The organism is Marinobacter sp. UBA3607, from assembly GCF_002375525.1.
GTDB lineage: Bacteria > Pseudomonadota > Gammaproteobacteria > Pseudomonadales > Oleiphilaceae > Marinobacter > Marinobacter vinifirmus.
This window is the reverse complement of sequence record NZ_DFLY01000010.1, coordinates 102,590-122,356: the sequence shown is the minus strand read 5'-3', so window position 1 is coordinate 122,356 and position 19,767 is coordinate 102,590. Positions and strand designations below refer to the sequence as shown.

The 19,767-nt window shown below is 60.9% G+C and carries 19 protein-coding genes; 13 read left to right on the top strand and 6 right to left on the bottom strand.

The genetic code is table 11. The features are described 5' to 3' along the window. The first annotated feature begins 91 nt into the window (after positions 1-91). Positions 92-634 (top strand): oligoribonuclease, encoded by a 543-nt coding sequence (gene orn, locus B2589_RS03095; RefSeq protein ID WP_286815576.1) that lies wholly within the window; start codon positions 92-94, stop codon positions 632-634. Here the strand turns inward: orn and queG are convergent. Then, positions 624-1,718 (bottom strand): tRNA epoxyqueuosine(34) reductase QueG, encoded by a 1,095-nt coding sequence (queG, locus tag B2589_RS03090; protein ID WP_286815575.1) that lies wholly within the window; start codon positions 1,716-1,718, stop codon positions 624-626. The genes orn and queG overlap by 11 nt on opposite strands. A gap of 130 nt (positions 1,719-1,848) precedes the next feature. Between queG and B2589_RS03085 the strand changes: the two genes are divergently transcribed. The 11 genes from B2589_RS03085 (at position 1,849) to B2589_RS03035 (ending at position 14,742) form a co-directional block, all read left to right on the top strand. Continuing rightward, a complete protein-coding gene (locus tag B2589_RS03085) occupies positions 1,849-3,405 on the top strand; it encodes an NAD(P)H-hydrate dehydratase (protein WP_286815574.1) in 1,557 nt (518 codons plus the stop codon). Further along, positions 3,402-3,899, top strand: a complete 498-nt coding sequence (gene tsaE, locus B2589_RS03080) for a tRNA (adenosine(37)-N6)-threonylcarbamoyltransferase complex ATPase subunit type 1 TsaE (RefSeq protein WP_286815573.1) — start codon at positions 3,402-3,404, stop codon at positions 3,897-3,899. The genes B2589_RS03085 and tsaE overlap by 4 nt, the downstream gene beginning before the upstream one ends. 26 nt (positions 3,900-3,925) lie before the next feature. After that, positions 3,926-5,224 (top strand): N-acetylmuramoyl-L-alanine amidase, encoded by a 1,299-nt coding sequence (locus B2589_RS03075; RefSeq protein ID WP_414673919.1) that lies wholly within the window; start codon positions 3,926-3,928, stop codon positions 5,222-5,224. A 20-nt stretch (positions 5,225-5,244) separates the two neighbouring features. Next, positions 5,245-7,134: a DNA mismatch repair endonuclease MutL gene (mutL, locus tag B2589_RS03070; protein WP_286815571.1), complete on the top strand. Its 1,890-nt coding sequence runs from the start codon at positions 5,245-5,247 to the stop codon at positions 7,132-7,134. 5 nt (positions 7,135-7,139) lie between these two features. Further along, on the top strand, positions 7,140-8,186 hold the full coding sequence (gene miaA, locus B2589_RS03065; protein WP_286815570.1) for a tRNA (adenosine(37)-N6)-dimethylallyltransferase MiaA: 1,047 nt from the start codon (positions 7,140-7,142) through the stop codon (positions 8,184-8,186). A gap of 34 nt (positions 8,187-8,220) precedes the next feature. Further along, the gene (gene hfq, locus B2589_RS03060; RefSeq protein ID WP_022990693.1) at positions 8,221-8,472 is read left to right on the top strand and encodes an RNA chaperone Hfq; all 252 of its coding nucleotides are present in this window, start codon (positions 8,221-8,223) and stop codon (positions 8,470-8,472) included. A gap of 92 nt (positions 8,473-8,564) precedes the next feature. After that, complete coding sequence (hflX, locus tag B2589_RS03055) at positions 8,565-9,866, top strand: ribosome rescue GTPase HflX (RefSeq protein WP_286815662.1); 1,302 nt, start codon at positions 8,565-8,567, stop codon at positions 9,864-9,866. Between the two features lie 78 nt (positions 9,867-9,944). Beyond that, complete coding sequence (hflK, locus tag B2589_RS03050; RefSeq protein ID WP_058341341.1) at positions 9,945-11,132, top strand: FtsH protease activity modulator HflK; 1,188 nt, start codon at positions 9,945-9,947, stop codon at positions 11,130-11,132. Positions 11,133-11,135: 3 nt separating this feature from the next. Beyond that, positions 11,136-12,011 (top strand): protease modulator HflC, encoded by an 876-nt coding sequence (gene hflC / locus B2589_RS03045; protein ID WP_022990696.1) that lies wholly within the window; start codon positions 11,136-11,138, stop codon positions 12,009-12,011. Positions 12,012-12,183: 172 nt separating this feature from the next. After that, entirely contained in the window at positions 12,184-13,365 is a 1,182-nt protein-coding gene (locus B2589_RS03040) for an ATP phosphoribosyltransferase regulatory subunit (RefSeq protein WP_286815569.1), read from the top strand. An 81-nt stretch (positions 13,366-13,446) separates the two neighbouring features. Then, on the top strand, positions 13,447-14,742 hold the full coding sequence (locus tag B2589_RS03035; RefSeq protein ID WP_022990698.1) for an adenylosuccinate synthase: 1,296 nt from the start codon (positions 13,447-13,449) through the stop codon (positions 14,740-14,742). A gap of 69 nt (positions 14,743-14,811) precedes the next feature. On the opposite strand, the gene cmoB is transcribed toward B2589_RS03035, so the two are convergent. The 4 genes from cmoB to B2589_RS03015 are packed head-to-tail and all read right to left on the bottom strand — an operon-like array spanning position 14,812 to position 17,985. Continuing rightward, positions 14,812-15,804 (bottom strand): tRNA 5-methoxyuridine(34)/uridine 5-oxyacetic acid(34) synthase CmoB, encoded by a 993-nt coding sequence (cmoB, locus tag B2589_RS03030; protein ID WP_286815568.1) that lies wholly within the window; start codon positions 15,802-15,804, stop codon positions 14,812-14,814. A gap of 21 nt (positions 15,805-15,825) precedes the next feature. Next, on the bottom strand, positions 15,826-16,584 hold the full coding sequence (cmoA, locus tag B2589_RS03025) for a carboxy-S-adenosyl-L-methionine synthase CmoA (RefSeq protein ID WP_286815567.1): 759 nt from the start codon (positions 16,582-16,584) through the stop codon (positions 15,826-15,828). Continuing rightward, positions 16,577-16,945, bottom strand: a complete 369-nt coding sequence (locus B2589_RS03020) for a kinase (RefSeq protein ID WP_286815566.1) — start codon at positions 16,943-16,945, stop codon at positions 16,577-16,579. Before B2589_RS03020 ends, cmoA begins: the two co-directional genes overlap by 8 nt. 20 nt (positions 16,946-16,965) lie before the next feature. Next, positions 16,966-17,985: a serine/threonine protein kinase gene (locus tag B2589_RS03015; protein WP_286815565.1), complete on the bottom strand. Its 1,020-nt coding sequence runs from the start codon at positions 17,983-17,985 to the stop codon at positions 16,966-16,968. A gap of 118 nt (positions 17,986-18,103) precedes the next feature. Here B2589_RS03015 and B2589_RS03010 point away from each other — a divergent pair, with 118 nt between their 5' ends. Beyond that, a complete protein-coding gene (locus B2589_RS03010; protein WP_339648281.1) occupies positions 18,104-19,219 on the top strand; it encodes an NAD(P)/FAD-dependent oxidoreductase in 1,116 nt (371 codons plus the stop codon). Here B2589_RS03010 and B2589_RS03005 read toward each other — a convergent pair. After that, the gene (locus tag B2589_RS03005) at positions 19,216-19,728 is read right to left on the bottom strand and encodes a ComF family protein (RefSeq protein WP_286815563.1); all 513 of its coding nucleotides are present in this window, start codon (positions 19,726-19,728) and stop codon (positions 19,216-19,218) included. The genes B2589_RS03010 and B2589_RS03005 overlap by 4 nt on opposite strands. Positions 19,729-19,767: the final 39 nt, after the last annotated feature.

Genomic DNA, 19,767 nt, shown 5'->3' with positions numbered 1-19,767 from the left:
AGCGCCACATGGATGTGCCGCAAGGAGCGGTTTCCGGAAAGCACAACCACACCTGCACCAGCTCCCAAACTAAACCGCATAGGACAAAAGAATGCCCGACCACAACCGATTAGTGTGGATAGACCTGGAAATGACCGGCCTGGACCCGGAGAAAGAGCGGATCATCGAGATGGCCACGATTGTTACCGATTCGGAACTGAACCTGGTGGCCGAAGGCCCGGTGATTGCCATTCACCAGCCCGACAGCCTGCTGGATGCCATGGACGAATGGTGCACCAACACCCACGGCGCCAGCGGCCTCACTCAGCGGGTGAAGGACAGCAAAACCAGCGAGGCAGAAGCCGAGCAGGAGACCCTGGCGTTCCTGAAGCAGTATCTGTCTGCCGGCGAATCGCCCCTGTGTGGCAACAGCATCGGCCAGGACCGCCGGTTTCTGGTGAAGTACATGCCGGAACTGGAAGCCTTCTTCCACTACCGGAACCTGGACGTCTCAACCATCAAGGAGCTGGCTCGCCGCTGGCGGCCGGATGTGCTGGATGGTGTGAAAAAGAAAGGCAGCCACCTGGCCCTGGACGATATACGCGATTCCATCGAGGAACTGCGCCACTACCGCGAGCACTTCTTCAAGCTGTAAGGCCGTGCCGGCGCAACGCCCAGGTAACGTGCTCCCGCACCAGTTCTGACGGGTGGTCCGCCCGTTGCTTCAGTGCCTCGATCACCGGAATGGTGCTCGGGGCATTGCCTAATCCTACTGCCAGGTTGCGCAGCCAGTTCTCGTAGCCGGTTCTGCGTATAGCAGAGCCTTCGGTGTTTTTCAGAAACTGCTCTTCAGTCCACAGGAACAACTCGGCCAGGTTGGTGTTGTCCAGGCCGTGTCTGGGCTGGAAGTCGTCTTCCCGGGTGGGCTTGCTGAATTTGTTCCAGGGGCATACCAGCTGGCAATCGTCGCAACCGAATACCCGGTTGCCCATTTTCGGGCGCAGCTCTTCCGGAATCGGGCCTTTCAGTTCAATGGTCAGGTAGCTGATGCAGCGGCGGGCATCCAGTAAGTGAGCGCCAACAAAGGCATCGGTCGGGCACACTTCCAGGCAGGCGGAGCAGGAGCCGCAGTGTTGTTTGTCGAAGGGCTCATCCACCGGCAGCGGTGCGCTGGTGAAGATTTCACCGAGGAAAAAGTAAGAGCCGGCTTTCGGGTGAATCAGCATGTTGTTCTTGCCGATCCAGCCCAACCCGGCCCGTTGCGCCAGCCCCCGCTCAAGGACTGGGGCGCTGTCCACAAAGGCCCGGTAGTCGTAGCCACTGACGGCTTCATCGATCTGTTTGGCCAGTGTAGCCAGGCGTTTGCGCATCAGCTTGTGGTAGTCCCGCCCCAGGGCGTAGCGGGTGATGTAGGCGGTTTCCCGGTTAGTAAGCGCTTGTTTCGGGTTGTCGGGCGAGGGCAGGTAGTCCATGCGCACGGAGATGACCCGTAGGGTGCCGGGTACCAGGGAGTCCGGGGTGTAGCGTTTGTCGCCGTGGTCGGCCATGTAGGCCATGTCGCCGTGGTAACCGGCGGCCAGCCAGCGTTGCAGGCGTTCTGCATGGGGGCCGGTGTCGGCCAGGGTAATGCCGGCATCGGCAAAGCCGAGATCCCTTGCCCACTGCCGGATTTGCTCCGGCAGGGTGGTCAGTTCGGTGCCGGAAGGGTGATTTTCAGTGGTCTCGGGCTGGCTGGTCATGATCGCAACGTCGGCCTTTGAAGCCTGCAGAGATTTAATTTGATTAAGTTATGACCTTTTTTCCTGTTTTGCTATGCTTAACAGGTATCTGGCCAATTTTCTTAAACCGGTTTCTTTAACGGGATACCCCATGCGCTACGCGGACAGTCTACCAGAAGCCCTGTACTCCGCCGACTCGGTTCGAGCGATGGATCGGTATCTTATTGATCAGCAGGGTGTTGATGGCTTTGAGTTGATGCAGTCCGCGGCCAGGGGAGCGTTTCGCCAACTGCTCCGGCACTGGCCGTCTCCTGCATCGATTCTGGTGCTGTGCGGGGCTGGCAATAATGGCGGCGATGGTTACCTGATCGCCCTGAATGCCCATAAGCAGGGGATTCCTGTGCAGTGTGTGTCGGTCAGCCCGGCCGGCAAGCTGTCGGGAGATGCTCTCAAGGCCTTCAAGGCTGCCGAACAGGCCGGTGTTGCCGTGTCTGATTTCGCCGGGTTGCCTGAAGGTGACCTGGCCCGACGGCTTGCCGCTGCAGGCGTGGTGGTGGATGCCATGTTGGGTACCGGTGTGGCGGGTGCTCCCCGGGAACCGTTTGCCGGCATTATCCAGGCATTAAACCAGGCCCGGGTGCCGGTGCTGGCAGTGGATTTGCCTTCCGGCCTGAATGCTACCACGGGTGCGGCTGAAGGCGAGGTGGTTCGTGCCACGGTTACGGTCACGTTTATCGGCGCCAAGGCCGGGCTGTTTACCGGTGCAGGTGCCGGTGTTTGCGGGCGGGTAGTGTTTGAATCCCTGGGCGTGCAAGAGCAGCTGCAAGGCTATGCCGGCCAGCCGCTGGCAAGTTTGCAGTCCTGGGCCCGGTGCCGGGATTGGTTTCCTGAGCGGCCGCTGAATGCCCACAAAGGGCAGTTTGGCCATGTGTTGGTGGTGGCGGGTGATCGTGGCTTTGGTGGCGCCGGCATCATGGCGGCAGAGGCGGCGGCCCGTTCCGGTGCGGGGCTGGTCAGCCTGGCTACCCGGCCCGAGCATGTAACTGCGGCCCTGGCCCGGTGTCCGAATGTCATGTGCCATGGCCTGATTCATGGGTCGGAACTGGCACCGCTGTTGCAGCAGGCAGACATTGTAGTGTGTGGCCCGGGCATTGGCCGCTCGGCCTGGGGCCAGCAGATGTTGCAGCAGGTTCTCGACAGCGGGAAACCGCAGGTGCTGGATGCCGACGCCCTGAACCTGATGGCTGCCCGTGCGGTGGCAACGGCAGACAACCGTGTACTGACCCCGCATCCGGGAGAGGCGGCACGGCTACTGGAATGCAGCGTGGCCGAGATTGAAGCAGACCGTCTGAGAGCGGCCACACGGATTCAGAAGCTTTGGGGTGGTATCGTTTTGCTCAAAGGCGCAGGAACCGTGATTACCGACGGGTCCAATGCCCCGTTTGTGGTAGCCGGGGGCAATCCCGGTATGGCGACCGGAGGCATGGGGGATGTGTTGTCCGGCATGATCGGAGCGTTTCTTGGCCAGCTGGAGGATTTTACCCGGGCCACGGTTGCGGCGGCCTCTGCCCACCTGGCAGCGGCAGACCTGGCATCGGAACGGGTTGGCTACAAATGCCTGGTGCCGGCCGATGTCCTGGATGCTTTACCGCCGGTATTGAAGCAAACTGAAACCATGCCATTCCATAACGACCGGGAGGCGCGATGAGTATTTTTGGCAACGAACGCCGGTTGTTTCTCGAAGGCGAGGCCGAAACCGTGAAGCTGGGCTCCGAGCTGGCCCGGCTGGCCCAGGCCTCGGAGCAGGGGCTGACTGTGTTTCTGGGTGGCGACCTGGGTATGGGCAAAACCACCCTGAGCCGCGGTGTGATTCGTGCCCTGGGCCATGAAGGCGCGGTTAAAAGCCCCACCTATACGCTGGTGGAGCCCTATGAAGACCTGGAACCGCCGGTTTACCACTTCGACCTGTACCGGCTGGGCGATCCTGAAGAACTGGAATACATGGGTATCCGTGACTATTTCGCCAGTCGCAGTTTCCGCCTGATCGAATGGCCGGAGCGCGGCGACGGCATATTGCCGGACCCGGATATCGAGATTCACCTGGAACGGGAAGGCGAGGGGCGTTCGGTCGTGCTCAGGGCACGTTCGGAACTGGGCGCCAGCCTGCTGAACGAAATTGAGTTAATTGGGCCGGAATCATGAGAGTTGTACTTGGGTTCTTGTTGATAATGACTGCAAGCCTGGCCAGCGCCGCTGCCCAGGTGGAAGGTGTGCGTATCTGGCCGGCGCCGGATCACACCCGCCTGGTGCTGGACACCGCCGGTGCAGTGGAGCACAACGTGTTTTCGTTGTCTGACCCGTCCCGGCTGGTCATCGACCTGAAAAATGTTTCCCTGAAAACCGACTTTAGCAAGGTGGACCTGGAAGGCAGCCCGATTCGCCGCATCCGCAGCGCGCGGCGAAATGGCAGCGACCTGCGCGTAGTGCTGGATCTTGCCAGTGATATCAAACCCCGAAGCTTTGCCCTGGAGCCCAACCAGCAATACGGACACCGGCTGGTGGTTGACCTGATCGACGAGAAAGGCAGCCGCATAGAGCGGGCTACCAGCCCCACTGTCACCCAGGATTCTGCAGGCAAGCGGGATATCATCGTGGTGATTGATGCCGGCCACGGTGGCGAAGACCCCGGCGCCATCGGCCCCCGGGGCACCCGTGAGAAAGACGTCGTTCTGAGGATGGCGAAAACCCTGGCAGACCTGGTTAACAAGCAGCCGGGCTTTACCGCCAAGCTGACCCGTACCGGGGATTACTACATCGGCCTGCGTAACCGCACCGTCCTGGCCCGCAAATACAACGCCGACCTGTTTGTGTCGGTGCATGCGGATGCCTTCCGCACGCCGCAACCCATTGGAGCCTCGGTGTTTGCGCTGTCCCAGCGCGGCGCGACCAGTGAAACGGCACGGTGGCTGGCCCAGAGTGAAAACAGTTCGGACCTGATCGGCGGTGCCGGAGGTCTTTCGCTGGAAGGTCGGGACGAAATGCTGGCCGGTGTACTGCTGGATCTGTCCATGACAGCCAGCATCAATGCCAGCCTCGGTGTCGGTAGTTCGGTTCTGGGCCGGCTGGGCAACGTGGCCAAGCTGCACAAGCCCGGGGTGGAGCAGGCGGCCTTTGTGGTGCTGAAATCCCCGGATATCCCCTCGATCCTGGTCGAGGCCGGCTTTATTTCCAACCCCAAGGAAGAAAAGAACCTGGCCAGCCAGTGGTACCGCGACAAGCTGGCGAGCGCGATCATGGATGGTATTCATGAATACTTCCGGCGCACGCCGCCGCCAGGCACCCTGTTGGCCTGGCAAAAACAGAACAAGGGTAGCCCGGAAGTGAGTCAGTACCGGATTCGCCGTGGCGATACCCTGTCGGGCGTGGCCCGGCAGAATCAGACCACCGTCAGTGAGCTCATGCGCTTTAACGGCATGAGCGATGATCGTGTTATGGTAGGGCAAACCATTCGTATTCCCTCATCCTGATCAAGAGGTAGTTCCCGGTTATGCCCCACATCCAATTGCTCTCGCCCCGGCTTGCCAACCAGATAGCCGCCGGCGAGGTGGTGGAGCGCCCTGCATCCGTAGTTAAAGAGCTGGTAGAGAATGCCCTGGATGCAGGGGCCGGCCGGGTAGATATCGAGATCGAGCAGGGCGGGGTCAAGCTGATCCGGGTTCGTGATGACGGTTCTGGTATCGACGAAGCGGACCTGCCCCTGGCCCTGAGCCGCCACGCCACCAGCAAGATCCTGACCCTGGACGACCTCGAAGCGGTGGGTACCCTCGGCTTTCGGGGTGAAGCCCTGGCCAGTATCAGCTCGGTATCCCGCCTGTCCCTGACTTCCCGAACCGAGGCGCAGGAAGCCGCTTCCCGGGTGGAAGTGGAAGGCCGGGACATGGACGCGAAAATCTCGCCGGCCGCCCATCCGGTGGGCACCACGGTGGAAGTGCGGGACCTGTTCTTCAATACCCCGGCCCGGCGCAAATTCCTGCGCACCGAGAAAACCGAATTCAACCACGTGGAAGAATGCATTCGCCGGCAGGCGCTGAGCCGTTTCGATGCCGGCTTTACCCTGCGCCACAACCAGCGGGTAGTGCAGAGCCTGAGACCGGCGGAATCGCCGCTGGATAAAGAACGGCGCATCAGTTCCCTGTGCGGCCAGCAGTTTATCGACAACGCCGTGGTGATCGATGCCGAGGCCAGTGGCCTGCGGTTGTGGGGCTGGGTGGCGCTGCCAACATTCTCCCGCTCCCAGGCGGATCTTCAGTATTTCTTCGTCAACGGCCGGGTTATTCGCGACAAGCTGGTGGCCCACGCCGTGCGCCAGGCCTACCGGGATGTGCTCTACAACAACCGCCACCCGGCCTTCGTGCTGTACCTGGAAGTGGACCCGGCCACGGTGGATGTGAATGTGCACCCCACCAAGCATGAAGTTCGCTTCCGGGATGGCCGGCTGGTGCACGATTTTATTTTCCGTACCCTGCACCGGGCACTGGCCGATGTGCGCCCGGATGATCACCTGCGGGGCGCCGTGGCGCAATCGTTCGGGCGTGAGCCGGAGCCTGCTGCTGGTGCGGGTAACGACGCTCCGGCATTCCAGTCGCAGGCGCACCAGATATCCGGGCAGCCGTCGGCCTTTAGTGGTCATTTCGGGCAGGCAGGAAGCCCACAGCCGCAGCAGGAATGGAAAGCCAGCGACCAGATGGCTTTCTATAATTCCCTGAACGAGGGCGGTGGTGTGGCCACCGCATCCCGGTCTGAAGGTTTTACGCCGCAGCCCATGCCAACGCCGCCACAGGATGGCGAGGAAGAACCGCCGCTGGGTTATGCCATTGCCCAGCTGCACGGCATCTATATCCTCGCCCAGAGCCGGGCAGGGATGATCGTGGTGGATATGCACGCTGCCCATGAACGCATTACCTACGAGCGTATGAAGCGTGCGCTGGTGGAGCAGGACCTGAAAAGCCAGCCGTTGCTGGTGCCCCTGTCCCTTGCCGTCAGCCAGAAGGAAGCAGCGCTGGCGGAAACCCATGGTGAAGAATTGCAGCACCTGGGCCTGCAGATTGAACGCATCGGGCCGGAAACCCTGGCGGTTCGGCAGGTTCCCGCGCTGCTGCGGGGTGCCGATACTGAACAGCTGGTGCGGGATGTGCTGGCTGACCTGATCGAGCATGGCCAGAGTGACCGGGTAGAAGCCGTCACCCACGAATTGTTGGGCACCATGGCCTGCCATGGGTCGGTGCGGGCCAACCGGCAGTTGACCATTCCTGAAATGAATTCCCTGCTGCGGGACATGGAAGCCACCGAACGCAGCGGCCAGTGTAACCACGGCCGGCCTACCTGGACCCTGGTGACCCTGTCCGAGCTGGACAAGCTGTTCCTCAGGGGGCGCTGATCGCCATGACCCAGCCCTCCGCCGGTGCCGGGCAGACATTGCCCCCAGCCATTTTTCTGATGGGGCCCACCGCCTCCGGTAAAACCGACCTGGCCATGGCCCTGTGTGAACGGTTGCCCTGCGAGATCATCAGTGTCGATTCCGCCATGATCTACTGCGGCATGGATATCGGCACCGCCAAGCCGAGCGCTGAAGAGCTGGCCCGGGCACCACACCGCCTGATTGATATCTGCGACCCGGCCGATACCTACTCGGCGGCGGACTTTCGCCGGGATGCACTGGCAGAAATGGCCGATATCACCCGCCGCGGGCGAATACCGCTGCTGGTGGGCGGCACCATGATGTACTTCAAGGCCTTGCTGCACGGCATGTCAGGCTTGCCCTCTGCCAGCCCGGAGTTGCGCCGGCAAATCGAACAGGAAGCCGAATCCCTTGGCTGGCAGCACCTGCATGATGAGCTTTCAGCTAAGGACCCGGTGGCGGCTGAGCTGATTCACCCCAATAATCGCCAGCGCCTGATGCGTGCCATCGAGGTGATTCGCCTGACCGGCCGGCCGATTTCTGAACTCTGGCAGGCAGAGTCGGGAACTTCTGCACAGCAACAGCGGTCCGGTATTGAGGATTACACGTATTTCACCAGGTGGCAGGCAGACGAAACCGGCGACCTGCCGTATACTGTTTTTCAGTTTGCTCTGGCCCCCGAGGAGCGCAAGGTTCTTCACGAGAGAATCGAAAAACGCTTCCTGCTGATGCTGGAGTCCGGTTTTCTGGAAGAAGTCCGGAGCCTGATGGCCCGGGGAGACCTGAACCCGGAGCTGCCGTCCATGCGTTGCGTGGGCTATCGACAGGCATGGGAATACCTGGCTGGCGATTGTGACTACGAAACCTTTGTAAACCGGGGCGTGGCGGCTACCCGCCAGCTGGCAAAGCGCCAACTTACCTGGTTGCGAAAATGGCCGGATTTGCACTGGCTGAACAGCAGTGATCCGCAAGTGGTGCTGGAAACCTTGAAAAAGTCCGGACTACCCACCACATTTAATTCTGAAAAATGACGATCTGCACTTACCTATAAACAGGAGAATAAACATGTCAAAAGGGCATTCCTTACAAGACCCTTACCTCAACGCTCTGCGCAAGGAACGCATTCCGGTTTCTATCTTTCTGGTAAACGGCATCAAGCTGCAGGGCCAGATCGAATCCTTTGACCAGTTCGTAATCCTGCTGAAGAACACTGTCAGCCAGATGGTTTACAAGCACGCTATTTCTACCGTGGTACCGGCCCGCAATGTGCGTCTGCCGCAAGCGACCGTGGCAGGAGAGGAAGAGTCTGAAGACTGATACCTCCGGAGTTTCCGGTTTTAACACCCGCGTTCCAGGACAGCCCTTGAGCTGGAGTGGCCGCGGGTGTTTGTTTTTATGGAGTAGACCGAATCTTGTTTGAACGTCCTGACGTCGGAGAACGGGCGGTTCTCGTCCACATCGATTTTACCGCCCACGAAGACACTGAAGACCCGGGCGAGTTCCGGGAACTGGTTACCTCGGCCGGCGTTGAGCCGGTTGCCAGCGTAACCGGAACGCGAAAGCAGCCCAGCCCCCGGCTGTTCGTAGGGGAGGGCAAGCTGGAGGAGATCCGTGATGCGGTTGTCGCCAGCGAGGCTGACGTGGTGCTGTTTAACCACGCCCTGAGCCCCAGCCAGGAGCGCAACATCGAACGGGAGTTGCAGTGCCGGGTACTGGACCGTACCGGGGTCATCCTGGATATCTTTGCCCAGCGTGCCCGCACCCACGAAGGTAAGCTGCAGGTAGAACTGGCCCAGCTCGAGCATATGTCGACCCGGCTGGTACGGGGCTGGACCCACCTGGAACGCCAGAAGGGCGGTATCGGCCTGCGCGGCCCGGGTGAAACCCAGCTCGAAACCGACCGCCGGCTGCTGCGTGAACGCATCAAATCCATCCACAAGCGGCTGGAAAAGGTTCGTAAACAGCGGGACCAGGGCCGCCGTGCCCGGAAGCGGGCGGATATCCCGACCCTGTCCCTGGTGGGCTACACCAACGCCGGCAAATCCACCCTGTTCAACCGGATTACAACTTCCAGCGTATATGCTGCAGACCAGTTGTTCGCAACCCTGGACCCGACCCTGCGCCGGCTGGAACTTCCGGACATAGGGCCGGTCGTAGTGGCGGACACGGTGGGCTTCATCCGGCACTTGCCCCATAAGCTGGTGGAAGCCTTCCGCGCGACGCTGGAAGAAACCATCCAGGCGACGATCCTGCTGCATGTGATCGATTGTCATGACGATCGTCGTGATGAAAACATCGAGCAGGTCGAAGAAGTGCTGGCAGAAATCGGCGCCGATGAGATTCCCCAGTTGCAGGTGTTCAACAAGATTGACCTGTTGGAAGATTTCGAGCCCAGGGTAGACCGTAACGAAGAAGGTATTCCGGTGCGGGCCTGGGTATCGGCCGTCACCGGCGCCGGCCTGGATTTGCTGTTCGATGCCATTGTCGAGCGGCTGGCAGAAGACGTCGTGCATCACTTTGTTGTGCTCGGGCCGGCCGATGGCAAGCTTCGGGCATTGCTGCACGAAGCCGGCTCTGTGCTGAGTGAGGAGCATCGGGACACCGGTGAATCGGTAGTAGAAGTAAGGTTGCAGAACCGGGACTGGCAGCAACTGCTGAGCCGGGCAGGGGTGCGTGAAGACGCCATACGCCTCGAGCAGCGGAACGCCTGAATCCACCCGGCTATTGCCGGGGGCAGGATAAATCCCTAGTATTTGCAGCCATTCGATAAAACACGAACGGAGAGAACTATGGCCTGGAACGAACCGGGTGGAAACCGCAACGACAACGATCCCTGGGGGACCGGTGGTCGTCGCGGCAATGATCAGGGTCCGCCAGACCTCGACGAAGCGCTGAAAAAGGGCCTCGACAAACTCAACCGGATGCTGGGCGGCAAAGGCGGCTCTGGCTCCGGCAACAACGGCAGCAGCTCGGGCGGTAGCAGTGGTGGCTTTGGTGCCATCCTGGCGATCGCGGCGATCCTGGTGGTCGGTTACGTGATGTACCAGTCGTTCTACACCGTAGACGAACAGGAGCGCGCCGTTGTGCTGCGTTTCGGTGAATACAGCCGTACCGAGAGCCCGGGCTTGCGCTTCAAGGTGCCGTTGATCGATAACGTGTACAAGGTGCGGGTAACGAACGTACGTACTGCCCAGTCCTCCGGCCAGATGCTGACCCAGGACGAGAACCTGGTGACCGTGGATCTCCAGGTCCAGTACCGGGTTGGCGATGCCAAGGCCTACGTGCTGAACATCCGGGATTCCAACCAGGCCCTGGCCTTTGCCACCGACAGTGCCCTGCGCCATGAAGTGGGTAGTTCATCCCTGGATGACGTGCTGACCGAAGGCCGTGCCGAGCTGGCTGTACGGGTTGAACAGCGGTTGCAGAGCTTCCTGCGTGACTATGGCGCGGGTCTTGAGATCGTTCGTGTCAACGTGGAAAGCACCCAGCCGCCAGGACCGGTGCAGGACGCCTTCCGTGAAGTTCAGCGTGCCCGTGAAGACGAGCAGCGCCTGAAGGAAGAAGCGGAAACCTACCGTAACAAGATTGTTCCGGAAGCCCGCGGCCAGGCCCAGCGCATGATTGAAGAAGCCAGCGCCTACAAGGAAGAGGTGATCGAGCGGGCCCGTGGTGAAACCGCGCGTTTCAACCAGTTGCTTGCCGTGTATGAAAACGCCCCGGCGGTTACCCGTGAGCGTATGTACATCCAGGCCCTGGAACAGGTTCTGGGTAACAGCAGCAAGATCTTTGTCGACACCGAAAGCAGCGGCAACATGATGTACCTGCCCCTGGATCGTTTGACTCAGGGTCGCCTGCCGGCGAACAGTTCCGGTAATTCCGGTTCCGGTAACCAGCAGCTTGATATCCAGACACTGACCGACCAGGTACTGCAGGAACTGCGTACCCGTCAGGACACCAACATCCGGAGGAGCAGATAAGCCATGGGACCTAAAGGTGTAGTGGGTCTTGCAGGCGCCCTTATTGTTGTCCTGCTCGTGCTGTCCAGCGTGTACATCATTCCCGAAACCCATCGGGGCGTGAAACTGCGTTTCGGTGAGTTGGTGGAAACCAACATCCAGGCAGGCATCCATTTCAAGGTGCCGGTGATCGACCAGATCCGTGAGTTCGATATCCGGGTGCTGACCATGGACCTTCCCTCCCGTCAGTACCTGACCATAGAGAAGAAGCCCTTGGACGTGGACTCCTACGTGGCCTGGAAAATCCGTGATGTGGATCAGTACTATCGGGCTACCGGTGGCGATGAGTTCCGTGCCCAGACGCTGATCCTGTCCCGCGTGGACAATGGCCTGCGTGACGAGTTCGGTATCCGCACCATGCACGAGGTGGTATCCGGCCAGCGTGATGAGCTGATGCACACCCTGCGTGACCGTGCCAACGAAACCGCCATCGCGGAATTCGGTATCGAAATCCTGGATATCCGGGTCAAGGCCATCGAGCTGCCGGGCTCCGTCAGCGAGAACGTGTATCGCCGGATGGCGACCGAGCGCCAGAAGCTGGCCCAGGAGTTCCGTTCCCGGGGTCAGGAGCTGGCTGAAGGTATCCGTGCCGATGCGGACCGTCAGCAAACCGTTATCCTGGCAACGGCCTTTGCCGAAGCGGAGGAAACCCGCGGTGAGGGTGACGGTGAAGCCGCCCGGATCTACGCGGACTCCTACGGTGCTGACGAGGAATTCTACAGCTTTTACCGTAGCTTGCAGGCGTACCAGAACACCTTCGCCGGCAAGGATGACATCATGGTCATCGATTCTGACAGCAACTTCATGAAGTTCCTGAAGGACCCTGCCGGCGCCAACTGATCGGCCAGCAGGCACTGAAAACCGGAATACTCAGGTATTCCGGTTTTTTTGTGTCTGCCAAGGGTGTAGAATTCTGGCGGTTTTGTGCGGGTATTTTTGGCCCGCTCATCCTGAACCCTGAGTCATTCCCCCGGCACGTGGCCGGAAAGGGAAAAACGGACAACCGAATCTCATGACTGTATCTGATCGCTGGTTACTGCCAGATGGTGTCGAAGATATTCTTCCACCGCTGGCCGGACAGATCGAATCCCTGCGCCGGGAAGTAATGGACACCTGCCAGCGTTGGGGCTACCAACTGGTAATTCCCCCGCTGATCGAATATCTCGAGTCCCTGTTTACAGGCACCGGACACGACCTGGAACTGCAAACCTTCAAGCTCACCGACCAGCTGACTGGCCGGATGATGGGTGTGCGCGCCGATATGACGCCCCAGGCCGCCCGCATTGATGCTCACACGCTGGGTCAGGACGGTATTACCCGCCTGTGCTACGCCGGCCATGTTCTGCATACCCGCCCGCGCCACATGCTGACCGGCCGTACGCCGATCCAGGCCGGTTGCGAACTGTTTGGCAGTGCCTCTGAATCCGCAGACCTGGAAGTGATCAGCCTGATGCTGGAGGCCCTCCGGGTGGCTGGCCTGCCCCGGGTGCACCTGGACCTTGCCCATGTTTCCATCTACGAAAGCCTGATCTCTGCGGCCGGCTTTGACAAAGACACCGAAGCCTCGGTGTTTGATGCCATGGCGCGCAAGTCGGTGCCTGAACTGGATGAACTGTTGGGCGATTGCGCCGAAGGCTCAGCCGGTGCGCGCCTGCGCAAGCTGGCTCGGGTAAACGGTGGCGCGGAAGCGCTGGATGAAGCCCGCAGTATTCTGGGTGGCGCTTCCGATGCCCTGGATGCTGCCCTGGACCAGTTGTCCCGGGTGGCAGACATGCTGCAGAGGGACTATCCGGAAGTGAGCCTTGGCTTCGATTTCTGCGAGCTTCGCGGCTACAACTATCACACCGGCCTGGTATTTGCCGCCTATGTGCCCGGCCACGGCGACTCGGTTGCCAAGGGTGGTCGCTACGACGCCATCGGCAGCGATTTCGGCCGCGCCCGGCCGGCAACCGGTTTCAGCCTGGATATCCGGGCCCTGGTGGCACTGGGGCAGCGCTCTGTGCAGCGTCCGGGCTCTGTCTGGGCACCGGCAGACGCCGATCCTGCCCTGGAGCAGGCGGTCGCCGCGCTTCGGGCAACCGACACCGTCATTCGGGCCCTGCCTGAAGATGCACACACCGATCCGGCCTCAAAGGGCTGCGACCGGCAACTGGTCAAGCGTGACGGCCAGTGGATTCTGGAAGCTCTGGGCTGAGACATCGCCCGTTGCTTGCTGATATTTTCGCGTAAATTTGCAAGGCGCCTGCCTCCGGGCTGCCTGATGTGAGAGAGAATCATGGGTAAAAATGTAGTTGTGCTGGGCACCCAGTGGGGTGATGAAGGCAAGGGCAAGATTGTCGACCTTCTGACAGACAAGGTGTCTGCCGTTGTACGGTTCCAGGGTGGCCATAACGCCGGTCATACCCTGGTAATCGATGGCAAGAAGACCGCGTTGCACCTGATTCCGTCCGGTATTCTGCGTAAGGACGTCCAGTGCCTGATCGGTAACGGCGTGGTTCTGTCGCCGGAAGCCCTGCTCAAGGAAGTCCGTGAACTGGAAGCTAACGGTGTGCAGGTTCGTCAGCGCCTGAAGATCAGCCTGGCCTGCCCGATTATCCTGCGTACCCATGTTCGTATCGACCAGGCCCGCGAGCGCGCCAAGGGTAACGACAAGATCGGCACCACCGGTCGTGGTATCGGCCCTGCCTACGAAGACAAGGTATCCCGTCGCGGCGTACGTGTCGGCGATCTGTGCAACAAGGCCGACTTTGAAGCCAAGCTGCGCGAGATCATGTCTTACCACAACTTCGTGCTGACCGAGTACTTCAAGGAAGAAGCGGAAGATATCGATGCGGCCCTGGAAGAACTGATGCAGATGGCGGAGGAAATCCTGCCCATGTCTGCCGACGTAACCGACATCCTGCACGACTACCGCAAGCGTGGCGAGCATATCCTGTTCGAAGGTGCACAGGGTTCGCTGCTGGATATCGACCTGGGTACCTACCCATACGTAACGTCGTCCAACACCACCGCGGGCGGCACCGCCACCGGTTCCGGTTTTGGTCCGCTTTACCTGGACTACGTACTCGGTATTACCAAGGCCTACACCACCCGCGTGGGTTCCGGTCCGTTCCCCACCGAGCTGTTTGATGCCATGGGCGAGCACTTGGCGGTGAAGGGTAACGAAGTGGGCACCACCACGGGTCGTTCCCGCCGCTGTGGCTGGTTTGACGCCGTGGCCCTGCGCCACGCGATCCAGATCAACAGTGTGTCCGGCATCTGCCTGACCAAGCTGGATGTTCTGGACGGCCTGGAAACGGTAAAGGTATGCGTGGGTTACAAAACGCCGAACGGCGAGATTACCCGTCCGCCGATTGGCTGCGACAGCTATGCCGACATCGAGCCGGTGTATGAAGAGCTGCCGGGCTGGAGCGACAGCACCGTAGGCCTGACCAGCGTCGACCAGTTGCCGGAGAACGCCAAGGCGTACATCCGCTTCCTGGAAGAGCAGATTGAAGCGCCGATCGACATCATCTCTACCGGTCCTGACCGTATCGAGACCATTACTCTGCGCCATCCTTTCGGGGAGTAACGGCCAGGAGTAAAAAAACCGCCTGCAGCGAGAGCTTCAGGCGGTTTTTTCGTTTCAGGGTGACGGAGCTCAGGGCTTTTCAGCGATGATGGTTGCCCGCTTTGGCCCCGGGTAGCCTTCGATGGTTTTCGAGGGGTCGTCCGGGTCCAGGAAATCTTTCAGGGAATTGAAGCGCATCCAGTCGGTACTGCGCTGCTCATCGGTGGTGGTGTCGCTGACATCCACCACCCGGGCATTGCGGAAACCGGTGCGGTCGAGCCAGCGCAGAAGGGTGGGGCAGCTGGGCAGGAACCAGACATTGCGCATCTGCCCGTAGCGGTCTTCCGGCATCAGGCTGTAGCCCTCCGGGCCGTCCACCACCAGTGTTTCCAGCACCAGTTCGCCGCCACGGCGCAGGGTGCCTTTCAGCTCCAGCAGGTGATCCAGCGGCGAGCGGCGGTGATACAGCACGCCCATAGAGAAGGTGGTGTCGAACAGCTCCAGGTTCTCCGGCAGGTCTTCCATACGCACGGGAAGCAGGTCGACCGGTACGTTGTCCAGATACCCCTTCACCGCCAGGAACTGGAACATGAACAGCAGGCCCGGATCGATACCCACAACCCGCTTTGCCCCGGCCCCGGCCATCCGCCAGCAGTGATAGCCGGAGCCGCAGCCCACATCCAGGATGGTGCGCCCGTTCAGGTCCGCCAGGTGCGGTGCCACACGGTCCCATTTCCAGTCCGAACGCCATTCGGTATCAATGTGGGTGCCGAAAAACTCGAACGGGCCTTTGCGCCAGGGCATCAGGCCGCGCAGGCCCTGCTCAAGGCGTTCCGCCTGCTCCGGAGAAAGAGGCTCTGGGCCTGACACCGACACCGCAGAGGTGTTGAGGTCGACGGTGGCATCAGTCACCGATGGCAGTGCGTCAAGGGCGGCCTGCCAGCGGGCCATGTCGCCGTGGGGATTGTCTTCAAAACGGCTGACCAGCTGGCCGGTGAGCACGCTGGCCCAGGCCTGTTGGTGCTCGCCATTGAGGTAGTCCAGGAACGGAGTGAAATGGTTACGCCAGTCGAAAGCTGCCATGGGTCTTGGTCGGTCTCGGAATCAGGGGTTCTTGATGGCCAGCATGGAAACAAAGTTGAAGCACTGATACCACACCAGTACCTGGTCAAAGCCGGCGTTCATGAGTCGTTCGCGGTGGGCCGCCAGGGTTTCCGGGATCAGCACGTTTTCAATGGCGGACCGCTTCTGGCTGATTTCCAGGTCGGAGTATCCGTTAGCCCGTTTGAATTCATGGTGCAGGCGGGTCTGGGTATCCTGCTCGGCATCCGATTCAAAGCGGATTTTTTCCGACAGGATCAGCACGCCGCCCGGCAGGGTGGCATCGGCAATGCGGGTCAACAGATCCAGCCGCTGTTCGGGGGGCACAAACTGCAAGGTAAAGTTGAGGGTGGTTACCGAGGCCTGGCTCAGTTCCGTCGCCAGAATGTCTTCGCACCGGAGGGTGACCGGCAGTTCGTGGTCATCCAGGGCAATGTAATGTTCGCAGCGCTCGATCATTGCGCCGGAGTTGTCCACGCCCACCAGAGTGCAGTCACCGTAGGGAATGCCGTGGCGCATGGCCAGTGTGGATGCGCCCAGGGAACAGCCCAGGTCGTAGCAGTGGGAACCCGGTTGCACGTACTGCTCGGTGATCACTTCGATCATCGGAATAATGGTGGTGTAGCCGGGCACCGATCGGCGGATCATGTCCGGGAATACGCGGGCAACCGAGGCATCAAAGCGGAAGTCTTCCGGATTGCGTTGCGTGGCAAACAGGCGGTCGGTCAGTTGCTCCGGTTGTGTCGGCTTGCGGTCACTCATTGCCGGCTTCTCCGGCGGGTTCGGAGGCCAGGTCCTTGTCGGTGGGTGAAGGCCGCTGGCAGCGGATACCGCGATTCTTGTAGTCCACCAGGATGCCCCGGAATGAGGGGTCCACATCGGCAGCAATGGCCAGGTAACCGCTATCACACACCGCATGCAACTCGGAGGACTTGCGGGACATCCGGAATTCCTCGCCCGGCTTGATGTGGATGGCCTGGAAGTCGCCCACTGGCACATGGTCCTTGTTGTCCGAGTGGTCGATGCGGCCGCTGGCTTCCAGCGCCAGCACGGTGCCCACTACAGCCACCAGGGCGGTGACAATCAGGCTGCGCACGGAATAACGGTTTTCGTTGTCGCTCATTGCTTACCTCTTTACGAAATTCAGTATTGCCCGGGCAGGGAAATGGCTGGCTCCTGCAGGGCCGACAGTTGCTCACGCAATGCCAGGACCTGGTCGGACCAGAACCGGGGCTGGGCAAACCAGGGGAAGAACCGGGGGAAGGCAGGGTCTTCCCAGCGCCGGGCCAGCCAGGCGCAGTGGGCGATCTGCCGATAACAGCGCAAGGGTTCGATCAGGTGCCGCTCCCGGCGGTTGAAGTCCCGGAACATTTCATAGCCTTCCAGCAGCTCGCCTAGCTGGCTGCCCCTTTCAGTGGCCTCGCCGTTCAGCAGCAGCCACATATCCTGTACCGCGGGGCCAGTGCGGCAGTCATCCAGGTCGACAAACAGCATGGTTTCGTCACGACACAGGATGTTGCCGGCGTGGCAGTCTCCGTGAATGCGCAGGGTTTCGACAACACCGGCCTCTTCGATCCGCTGCTGGCAGCCCCTGACCAGGTCCGGAATCAGGCTGTCCCATGCCGGCCGGAGATCGTCCGGTACCCAGCCACCATCAACCAGCAGGGCATTATGATCCTGAATGCCTTGCACCAGATCAAAGCCGGGGCGGTGCTGAAAGCTTTTGGTGGCGCCCAGGTTGTGGATCTGGCCCAGCCACTGGCCGAGACGATACAGGGTGTCGGTAATGCTGGTGTCCGGCGCCTGCCCGCCCCGCTGGGGGAACACTGCGAACCGGAAGTCGCCATGCCGGCCAAGGGATTCGCCGTTCTCCATGATCATGGGGGCGATGACCGGAATGTCTGCGGCCTGCAGCTCCAGGGAAAACCCGTGCTCTTCCATAATGGCTGCATCTGACCAGCGCCCCGGCCGGTAAAACTTGGTGATCACCGGCGGGCCCTCTTCCAGCCCTACCTGGTACACCCGGTTTTCATAGCTGTTCAGGGCGAACAGCCGGCCACTGACTTCAAAACCGGCGTCTTCCATGGCGTCCAGGATCACTTCGGGTGTGAGACTGTCGTAAGGGTGGGTAGACGCGGCTATGTCTGAAGACTCGGTGTTCATAAGGCCCAACTGGAAGCAGGATTTGGCGCAAAGTATACCTGTTATGGGGGCTCAGGTAATGCAACGGCCCGCTAACTGCGGTAATTTCTGCAGTCCGTGCCGGAAAGCAGGAATGGGTGTGAGCGAAGACAGTTACAAGGTGCAAACAGTGGTGATCGGCGCCGGTGTGGTGGGGCTGGCCGTTGCCCGCGAGCTTGCCGCTAGCGGGCGGGAAGTCATTGTTCTGGAAGCGGGCCCCCGCTTTGGTGAAGGCATTTCTTCCCGAAACAGCGAGGTTATCCACGCCGGCCTCTACTATCCGCAGGATTCCCTGAAGGCCCGCTTCTGCGTGCGTGGCCGCCAACTGCTGTACGACTACTGCCGGAGCCGCAAGGTGGGCTACCGCAAGTGTGGTAAGTGGATCATCGCCACAGACGCGGCCCAGAGCGAAAAGCTGGCCGGCATTCGTGAACAGGCGGCCCTGAATGGCGTTTGGTTGCAGCTGGCAGACGGTCAGGACATCACCCGGAAAATTCCGGTTATTAATGCCGAAGCTGGTCTTTGGTCACCGGAAACCGGCATTGTCGACAGCCATGGCCTGATGTTGTCCTTGCTGGGGGCGCTGGAAGACTCTGGTGGCCAGCTGGTGCTCAACAGCCCGGTGACGGCCGTTTGCTCGGACGGCCCGCTCCATACCCTGACCGTTGGTGGAGCTGCAGGCGTAACCCTGCAGGCCCGGGAAGTGGTCAATGCCGCAGGCCTCGGCGCTCCGGCACTGGCCGGTAGCTGGCAGGGCTTGCCGGATACTGCCCGCCCCCGACAATGGCTGGCCCGGGGCGTTTACTTCAGCTACAACGGCAAGCATCCTTTCGACAGCCTGATTTATCCGTTGCCAGAACCGGGTGGCCTGGGCGTGCACCTGACCCTAGACCTGGCGGGCCAGGCGCGCTTTGGCCCGGACGTAGAGTGGATTGATTCCGAAGATTACACCGTGAACCCGGAGCGGGTGCATCGCTTTGTGGAAGGTATCCGGGCCTGGTGGCCGGGCATGGACGCCGGTCGCCTACAACCCGCCTACGCCGGTATCCGCCCCAAGCTTACCGGCCCTGAGGGCGGCTTCTTCGATTTCCGCATCGATGGCCCGCAGCAACATGGCCTGGCCGGACTGGTTAACCTGTTCGGCATAGAGTCCCCGGGGCTCACGTCCAGCCTGGCCATCGCCGGGTATGTGAAATCGATGCTTGCGGATACCTAACCGGGAGTTCGCGCCAGGGCCCAGACCTGAATGTCCCGGGCACCGGCGTCGCGGAGCGCATCAGCCAGCAGCTTCGCCGTTGCCCCGGTGGTCACCACGTCATCCACTATGGCGACCCGCGCCGGCACCGGCCCGCACACCTCAAAAACCCCCGCCAGGTTGACCAGCCGTTCGGCCCGGTTCAGTTTCCGCTGGGCCGTTACCCGCCGTCGACGCCGAACCACATCGCCAGCGACCGGAATATCCAGCTGTGAACCGACGAATTCGGCGATATCCAGGGCCTGGTTGAAGCCTCTCTGCCACCTGCGTGACCAGTGCATGGGGGCGGGAATAAGGGCATCGGGCCGTTGATCGGCAGCCAGATGTTGTTCGACAAACTCGCTGAAGCCGGCCAGAAGTGGCCGCACAAACTTTCGGTGGCCGTTGTACTTGTAGCGGCCGATCATGCCGTCTACCGGGAACTGGTAGCGCCAGGGAATCAGTGCGCGGGAAAAGGGTGGTTTTGCCACCTGGCATTCCCCGCACTGGAGCCCGGGGGTGGCAAAGGG

What these genes read in the sequence shown, in the direction of transcription:
- orn (WP_286815576.1), top strand. Translation starts at nt 92, where the DNA reads ATGCCCGACCACAACCGATTAGTGTGGATAGACCTGGAAATGACCGGC.
- queG (WP_286815575.1), bottom strand. Translation starts at nt 1,718, where the DNA reads ATGACCAGCCAGCCCGAGACCACTGAAAATCACCCTTCCGGCACCGAA.
- B2589_RS03085 (WP_286815574.1), top strand. Translation starts at nt 1,849, where the DNA reads ATGCGCTACGCGGACAGTCTACCAGAAGCCCTGTACTCCGCCGACTCG.
- tsaE (WP_286815573.1), top strand. Translation starts at nt 3,402, where the DNA reads ATGAGTATTTTTGGCAACGAACGCCGGTTGTTTCTCGAAGGCGAGGCC.
- B2589_RS03075 (WP_414673919.1), top strand. Translation starts at nt 3,926, where the DNA reads ATGACTGCAAGCCTGGCCAGCGCCGCTGCCCAGGTGGAAGGTGTGCGT.
- mutL (WP_286815571.1), top strand. Translation starts at nt 5,245, where the DNA reads ATGCCCCACATCCAATTGCTCTCGCCCCGGCTTGCCAACCAGATAGCC.
- miaA (WP_286815570.1), top strand. Translation starts at nt 7,140, where the DNA reads ATGACCCAGCCCTCCGCCGGTGCCGGGCAGACATTGCCCCCAGCCATT.
- hfq (WP_022990693.1), top strand. Translation starts at nt 8,221, where the DNA reads ATGTCAAAAGGGCATTCCTTACAAGACCCTTACCTCAACGCTCTGCGC.
- hflK (WP_058341341.1), top strand. Translation starts at nt 9,945, where the DNA reads ATGGCCTGGAACGAACCGGGTGGAAACCGCAACGACAACGATCCCTGG.
- hflC (WP_022990696.1), top strand. Translation starts at nt 11,136, where the DNA reads ATGGGACCTAAAGGTGTAGTGGGTCTTGCAGGCGCCCTTATTGTTGTC.
- B2589_RS03040 (WP_286815569.1), top strand. Translation starts at nt 12,184, where the DNA reads ATGACTGTATCTGATCGCTGGTTACTGCCAGATGGTGTCGAAGATATT.
- B2589_RS03035 (WP_022990698.1), top strand. Translation starts at nt 13,447, where the DNA reads ATGGGTAAAAATGTAGTTGTGCTGGGCACCCAGTGGGGTGATGAAGGC.
- cmoB (WP_286815568.1), bottom strand. Translation starts at nt 15,804, where the DNA reads ATGGCAGCTTTCGACTGGCGTAACCATTTCACTCCGTTCCTGGACTAC.
- cmoA (WP_286815567.1), bottom strand. Translation starts at nt 16,584, where the DNA reads ATGAGTGACCGCAAGCCGACACAACCGGAGCAACTGACCGACCGCCTG.
- B2589_RS03020 (WP_286815566.1), bottom strand. Translation starts at nt 16,945, where the DNA reads ATGAGCGACAACGAAAACCGTTATTCCGTGCGCAGCCTGATTGTCACC.
- B2589_RS03015 (WP_286815565.1), bottom strand. Translation starts at nt 17,985, where the DNA reads ATGAACACCGAGTCTTCAGACATAGCCGCGTCTACCCACCCTTACGAC.